Genomic DNA, 4,572 nt, shown 5'->3' on the forward strand with positions numbered 1-4,572 from the left:
GAAAAAAACAATAGGATAAATAGATGGGTTAATAATGTAGAAGCTATTGCGGGATGCTATGCAATGCAGGCACTACCGATGCAATGGCAATATGTTGAGGGAAATCCATATTATGGAAATATAGAATGGAATACTTTATTAGATTTCAAAATAGGAGCAGTATTTAAATGGGTTAAGAATATAAATCTTGCTGCCAAAGTCACCCAGTCTTCTGCCACAGAAATTCCCTATCCTGACAACTACTTTGATGCAGTCTTCACTGATCCCCCATATTATGATAATGTGCCTTACTCTTACCTTTCAGATTTTTTCTATGTGTGGCTTAAAAGAAGTGTTGGAGATTTATATCCAGAACTCTTTATGACTCCACTCACTCCAAAATCAAAGGAAATTGTAGCTTACTCCCATCAGGAAGGTGGTTTTGAGGAAGGTAAAAAATACTTTGAAAGTATGCTCAAAAAATCCTTCAAAGAAATTGCAAGGGTTCTAAAACCAGAGGGCATAGCAACCATTGTTTTTACCCACAAATCTACATCAGGATGGGAGACACTCATTAACTCACTTCTTGATTCTGGGCTTGTGGTTACTGCATCATGGCCCATTGATACAGAGATGAAGGCAAGACTCAGAGCAAAGGAATCTGCCGCTTTAGCTTCATCAATCTATTTCGTTGTAAGAAAAGTTAAGAGAGAAAAGATAGGTTGGTTTAACGAGATAAAGAAAGAGATTAAAAATCATCTCCACGAAAAACTGGAAATTCTATGGAGAGAGGGAATTTCAGGTGCAGATTTTCTCATTGCAGGTATTGGATCTTCCATTGAAATATTCGGAAAATATGAAAAGGTTATGGATTACGAGGGAAACATTATAAAGGCAGACAAACTTATTGACTTTGTTCGTAAGGTTGTTACTGATTATGCCATTCATCAGATACTTCATAATGGAATTGCAGGAGAAATTTCTCCTTTAACGAGATTCTACATACTTTTCAGATGGATGTATAAAGAGGCAAGGGTTAAGTTTGATGATGCAAGAAAACTTGCACAGAGTAGTGGGATAGACCTTTCAAAGGAATGGAACAAAGGTTTTATTAAAAAGGAAAAAGAGTTTATAATAGTTTTGGGACCACAGGATAGAAGTTTAAAAGATTTGAAAGAAGCGAAGGAGTTAATTGATGTTCTTCATCATGTGCTAATTCTATGGAAGCAGGGAAGAAGGGATGATATGAAAAAAGTTCTTTATGAAAGTGGATTCATTAAAAAAGACACCTTCTATCGTGTAGCTCAGGCAATATCAGAGACTCTGCCCCTTGAAAGTAAAGAGAAGAAACTCCTTGATGGATTTTTATCAGGAAAGGAAAGACTTATAACTGCGATAAAGGAAAAACCTTTTCAGAGGGATTTATTTAATAACGAATAAGGAGGCATAAAAATGAAGCGTTTTTCATTGGTGGCTCTACCTCATAAGGACATAAAAGAGGGAAAGCTCACCCTTGACATTTTTGCTGCAGACCTATGGGAGGTGTATAAAGGTAGAGCGCCAGAGGAGTACTCTAATCCAGATGTTTTCTTCAGGAAGACATTCATCACTTCAGGATTGAAAAAACTATTGGAAGTTTCAGAGAAGAGGTTGAGAGGGGAAGGGGGAGATTCTATTATTCAACTTCAAACCCCATTTGGTGGTGGTAAGACCCATTCTTTAATCGCTCTTTATCACAAGGCAAAAGAGTGGGGAGTAAAAACAATTGTTATAGATGGAACAACTCTTGATCCCAAAGAGAGAACTCTTTGGGAGGAGATGGAATTTCAGCTTACTGGAAAAGTTGAGATGCTTCAAGGAAGGGTATCTCCCGGTCGTGAAAAGTTAAATAAGCTATTTTTAAAAAACCAGCCTCTTTTAATTCTTATGGACGAGATACTCCAGTACACAACCAGAGCATCTGGGGTAAAGGTTGGAGACTCAAATCTTGCATCTCAGGTACTTGCCTTTATTCAGGAACTTACTGGAGTTGTAAGAACTCTTGGTCAGAGTCTTCTTATCCTCACACTTCCCTCAAGTGTTCTGGAACACTACGATGAGAAGGCTGAGAGGTTGTTTCAGCAGTTGCAAAAGATAACAGGAAGGATAGAGAAAATATACACTCCTGTGAAAGATGAGGAGATAAGTAGTATCATTAGAAGGAGGCTCTTTAGCAGTATAGATGAGGATGAGGCAAAGAAAATAATAGAAGAGTTTTTAGATTATGCAGAAAAGGAAAACATTTTTCCTAAAGGCATAGAAAAAGCAGTTTATAGAGAAAAATTTATCAAAAGTTATCCCTTTCAACCAGAGGTTATAGATGTTCTTTATAAGCGCTGGGGAAGTTTTCCTACATTTCAGAGAACCAGAGGTGTGTTAAGAATACTTGGAATGGTAATCAAAGATTTACTAAATAAGCCAGACATTCCGTTTGTTAGACTGGGTGATTTTAACCTTGAAAATACAGAAATAAGAAGAGAACTTATAAAGCATATTGGCGATGAGTACGATAGTATTATTGCAGCTGACATAACTTCCAGAGATTCTGGAGCTAAAAGAGTGGATAAGAGTCTTGGAGATGCCTATATATCATTTAACTTCGGAACGAAAATTGCAACTTCTATTTTTATGTACTCCTTTTCAGGCGGATCAGAGAGGGGAGCAACTGTTAATGAAATTAAGCTTTCAACAGCTGTTGTGGATGTTCCATCCAGTATAATATCAGAGGCTATAAGTAAGTTAAAGGAAAATCTTTTTTATATTTCAGATGAGGGACTCTATTTTACAAATCAGCCAAATCTCAACCGCATACTGCTTACCAAAATGGAGACAATAGAGGATAGAGACATTGAGGAGAACGAAAGAGCCCTTTTAAACAAAAATTTGACCAAGGAACATTTTGATATATTCATCTGGCCAAAGGATTCCAGAGATATTCCTGATACAAAGAAGTTGAAGCTTGTGGTTGTAAAAGATAAAAAGTTGTGCAGTGAATTTCTTAATAACTGTGGAGACAAACCCAGAGTTTATCTTAATACCCTTATCTTTCTATGTGAGAAAGACGCGGAAAGGTTTAGCTTTGAGGATTCTTTAAAAAGATACCTTGCATGGAAGTTAATAGAAAAGGATAAAACACTTAAGTTAACTGAAGAGCAGGAAAAAGAGGTGAAGGAGAGGGTAAACAAGTCATGGAGAGATGTAAATCAAAAGTTGATAGATCTTTACAGAATTGTGTTTCTACCTTCAAGGGATGGATTTGAGGAAATTGATTTAGGAATGTCAGTGCATGGAATGGGTTCAACGATAAATAAGAGGGTTTATGAGAGGTTGAGGGAGGAGGAGAAAATTTTTGAGAGATTAAACCCTTACCCAATAAGGGAGAAGTATCTTAAGGAAAGAGATTTTGTAGAAACAAAGAGTATTTTTGAATCTTTTCTTAAAACACCCGGGGAGTTTAGACTTGTTGGAGAGAAGGTTTTTATAGAGACAATCAAGGAGGGAGTTAAAAGCGGTTTATTTGGTCTCGGTTTTCTTGAAGAGGAGAAACCTGTTTGCAAACACTTCCGTGAGGAAGCTTATCCAGATTTAGTGGAAGGAGAAATTATAATAAGAGAGGAGTTTTGTGAAGAAGAGAAGATATTACCAGAGTCTGAGTTCAATGAGTTCATCGGTAAAATTAAATCCACCAAATCTTTGGCTGAACTTGAAGAAATTAAAGAGGAAATATCTAAAATATCTTTGTCAAAGGAACAGAAAGTCAAAATTAATGAAGTTATCACCAAGAAAGGTGACGAACTTACCAATAAAGAGAATAAAGAAAGTTATCGCAATTTGAGTATGAGGCTGAATATTCCATCAGGGAAACTTTCTGATGTGGCAAACATAATTCGTTATTTGAAAGAAAAATTTAACAGGATAGATGTGAAAATTGAGATATACGCAAAGGATGGAAACCTTTCAAAAAGTGAATATGAGGATAAAATCAAAGAAGCAATTCTTCAGTCAGGAATTAAGATAGAAGATGAGAAAAAGGAGTAAGGCTGATTAATATTATATTTTATAAGGAGAATGTTTCTTCTTCCTCATCCAGGCGATGAGGAAGAGAATTCCGCAGATGATGAATGGAACGCCTGAGACCAACATGGCAAGAATCTTGTTGTGTCCGGCAGAGAAGTATGCAAATATACTGAATCCAATTCCACCAAGAATTAAGACAGTTCCACCTATCTTTTCATTCATCCAGGCAATGACGACGCTAATTAGTAAAATCACAACAAAGATTACAAGTAGGGTTGTTTCCAGATCCCATACCATCTTTTTCAGCATAATGACTTCCATGGACAGAGCAAATGCCCAATAGCCACCTACAATGATACTTACTATCCGTGCTATCTTCCTTATGCTGCTTCCCTTTTTGGTAATTTGTTCTTTTTCCTCTTTCATAAAAATTACCCCCTTCCTTAAAACCATTTTAACATTTAGACTTTAAAATTACTAATTAAAATAGTTTTTATCTCCGATATTACCTATTATAATAACATATGAAGCAGACAA

General features: G+C 36.2%; 3 protein-coding genes. 2 read left to right on the forward strand and 1 reads right to left on the reverse strand.

Annotated elements, in window-relative coordinates; all coding sequences use genetic code 11:
- On the forward strand, positions 1 to 1,419 hold a 1,419-nt coding region (locus tag J7J33_06385; protein ID MCD6168904.1), incomplete at its 5' end, for a DUF1156 domain-containing protein.
- A gap of 12 nt (positions 1,420 to 1,431) precedes the next feature.
- Complete coding sequence (locus J7J33_06390) at positions 1,432 to 4,056, forward strand: ATP-binding protein (GenBank protein MCD6168905.1); 2,625 nt, start codon at positions 1,432 to 1,434, stop codon at positions 4,054 to 4,056.
- 12 nt (positions 4,057 to 4,068) lie between these two features.
- On the opposite strand, the gene J7J33_06395 is transcribed toward J7J33_06390, so the two are convergent.
- Positions 4,069 to 4,461 carry a hypothetical protein gene (locus tag J7J33_06395; protein MCD6168906.1) on the reverse strand — a complete coding sequence of 131 codons (393 nt, stop codon included), beginning with the start codon at positions 4,459 to 4,461 and terminating at the stop codon, positions 4,069 to 4,071.
- Positions 4,462 to 4,572 lie beyond the last annotated feature (111 nt).

This window comes from Caldisericia bacterium, from assembly GCA_021158845.1.
Classification (GTDB): Bacteria; Caldisericota; Caldisericia; order B22-G15; family B22-G15; genus B22-G15.

Excerpts from the sequence above, each read along its gene's own strand:
- J7J33_06390 (MCD6168905.1), top strand. The coding sequence starts at position 1,432 with ATGAAGCGTTTTTCATTGGTGGCTCTACCTCATAAGGACATAAAAGAG.
- J7J33_06395 (MCD6168906.1), bottom strand. The coding sequence starts at position 4,461 with ATGAAAGAGGAAAAAGAACAAATTACCAAAAAGGGAAGCAGCATAAGG.